Raw genomic sequence first — 2,173 nt, 5'->3', positions numbered from 1 at the left:
CGAACCTCGACCCCATGCGCCATCACAACCCCTCCTCACAGAACCGTTGCGCTGACCACATGAATCCGCGGCGGATTTCTCGATCGACGGTGCGGATTTCAGGGTTGGACAGCTGTCTCGGTCTGGTCCGGGCCGGTCCGGTGCGGCGAGCACCGCCCGTCGTGCGAGTGGCGTGGCGCACGGGGGGATTGAGCAGTTCTCTCGTGAGGTGATCGACCAGAATCCGCCACGGTGTGCGCGGGGCCCAGGACGGTCGTCTTGCGGTGGATCGTGGAGGCTTCTGGTCGATGTTGCCGACAGCCCGGCGTGCGGCTAGGGAAGACGAGACGGGTCGGCCAGGGAGGTCGGGCGGATGTCGTGCCAGGTCCCCACCTCGCACTGCGGCCCCCGGCCGGCGGCCAGCACGGTGCCGTCGGCCCGAAGACCCAAGGAGTGTTCGGCGCCGGCGGCGATCGCCACCACCTCGCGCCAGTCCTGCACCTGGCACTGCCCACCCTCGTCGCTGCCGATGGCCAGAACGTGGCCCTGCGCGGTCAGCGCCAGGCTGTGGTGGCTGCCCGCGGCCACATCGACCACCTCGCGCCAGAGCTCGGCACCTGCCCAGCTAGGGCGATGCCCGGCCCCGACGAGCCGGCCATCCGTCGTCAGCCCGATCGTGTGCAGGTATCCGGCGGAGACGGCGCGGATGTCTCGCCAGTCCTGCACCCGGCACTGACCTCGCTGGTCGTTGCCGGTGGCGGAGACCCGACCGTCGGTGTGCAGGCCCACCGTGTGCCAGTCGCCGCAGCTGATCGCGACCAGATCCCGCCACCCGGCCAGCTCCAGTTGACCTTCCCGCGACCGTCCGGCACCGACCGCGGTGCCGTCGTCGAGCAGCCCGACGCTGAACCGCCAGCCTGCCGCGATGTCGACCACCGCGAGCCAGTGGCCGACCTCGCACTGGCCGTCGTCATTCCATCCGGCAGCCAGGACGCGACCGTCGGCGGTGAGCGCCAGACTGTGGCTGCGGCCCGTGTTTCGGGCCGGATGCACATTGCCCGCAGCCACGGCCACCACCTCGCGCCAGTCCCCGGTGGCGCACTCGCTGGTGGTGCAGTTTCCGGCGCAGGCCACGGTGCCGTCGTCACGTCGGGCGAGCGAGTGGCGACGGCCCGCGGCCACAGGTGCCTGCCTCATGCCGTGAGGCTACAGGAGCTGGGCGCAGCCGGAGGTTCAGTGCAGCTCTCGCACCGGCGCCTGCAGGGTCGTCCGACCGTCCGGGTTGAGGAGTTGGCGGTAGACACCGTGGCTGGTGAGCCCCTGCCGGGCCAGCTCCGCGTCGATCAGCACCCAGGCATCGGCGATGCTCTCCGGCGCGGTCTCGAAGGTTACGCTCACACCCTGCGGGACGGCAGGCGCCTCGACCTGCTCCAGGCCGGCTCCCGAGGGAGTGGAATCGGAGCCCACGGTCACGACGATCCGGTCCTCGGCGGTTCCGTCGTAGAGCAGGACGTTGCAGACCTGGTGCGGCAGCCGGCCACGGAGTTCGGTGACGGCCGCGCCGATCTCGCTCTCGTCCAGCGCGGTGGTGCTGGCGCCCTGGACGGTGAGCCCGGGCAATGCAGTGATGGTGGTGTTCATGGCGACCTGACCTGCCTTCTCTCGTAGGTCGTCCAGCCGGTGCCGGACGCGGGTGAGACGTGCCGAGGCCTCGGTGATCTGGTGCTCCAGCGTGGCCGCCTGGCGTTCCAGGAGGTCGACGAGCGAGGTCTGCTGGATCCGTGGATCCAGCAGGCGTCCGATCTCGGCCAGGCCGAAACCGAGCCCGCGCAGCTCCGCAATCGCCTGCACGTGGCCGATCCGGCTGTCCTGGTAGCGCCGATGTCCCGTGACCGCATCGACGCTGGCCGGGCTCAGCAGCCCCTCGCCCTCCCAGTGGCGCAGCATGCGACGGGACACCCCGCTGGCGTGTGCCATCTCTCCGATGCTCAACATGTCATTCCCCACTTGAAGCCATCACACGGTGTGAAGTTCAACCCTGCCCGGCAATCTCCCGCTGCGCAGGGGCCCCGAGCCAACCCTGAAAACCCCGCCGTCGATCGCCGGATCGCGACGAAACTGGCGGTGGATTCATGTGGTCAGCGCAACGGTTCTGTGAGGAGGGGTTGTGATGGCGCATGGGGTCGAGGTTCGT

2 protein-coding genes are annotated in these 2,173 nt (G+C 69.8%); both read right to left on the bottom strand.

What is annotated here, in order from left to right:
* Positions 1–312: 312 nt before the first annotated feature.
* Complete coding sequence (locus tag ABD073_RS09640) at positions 313–1,176, bottom strand: RCC1 domain-containing protein (protein WP_343874072.1); 864 nt, start codon at positions 1,174–1,176, stop codon at positions 313–315.
* Between the two features lie 36 nt (positions 1,177–1,212).
* The gene (locus tag ABD073_RS09635) at positions 1,213–1,956 is read right to left on the bottom strand and encodes a MerR family transcriptional regulator (protein ID WP_343874071.1); all 744 of its coding nucleotides are present in this window, start codon (positions 1,954–1,956) and stop codon (positions 1,213–1,215) included.
* Positions 1,957–2,173: the final 217 nt, after the last annotated feature.

It is taken from the genome of Luteococcus peritonei (genome assembly GCF_039526385.1).
GTDB lineage: Bacteria > Actinomycetota > Actinomycetes > Propionibacteriales > Propionibacteriaceae > Luteococcus > Luteococcus peritonei.
The sequence above is the reverse complement of the archived record's forward strand: the minus strand, read 5'-3'. Positions and strand labels throughout refer to the sequence as shown.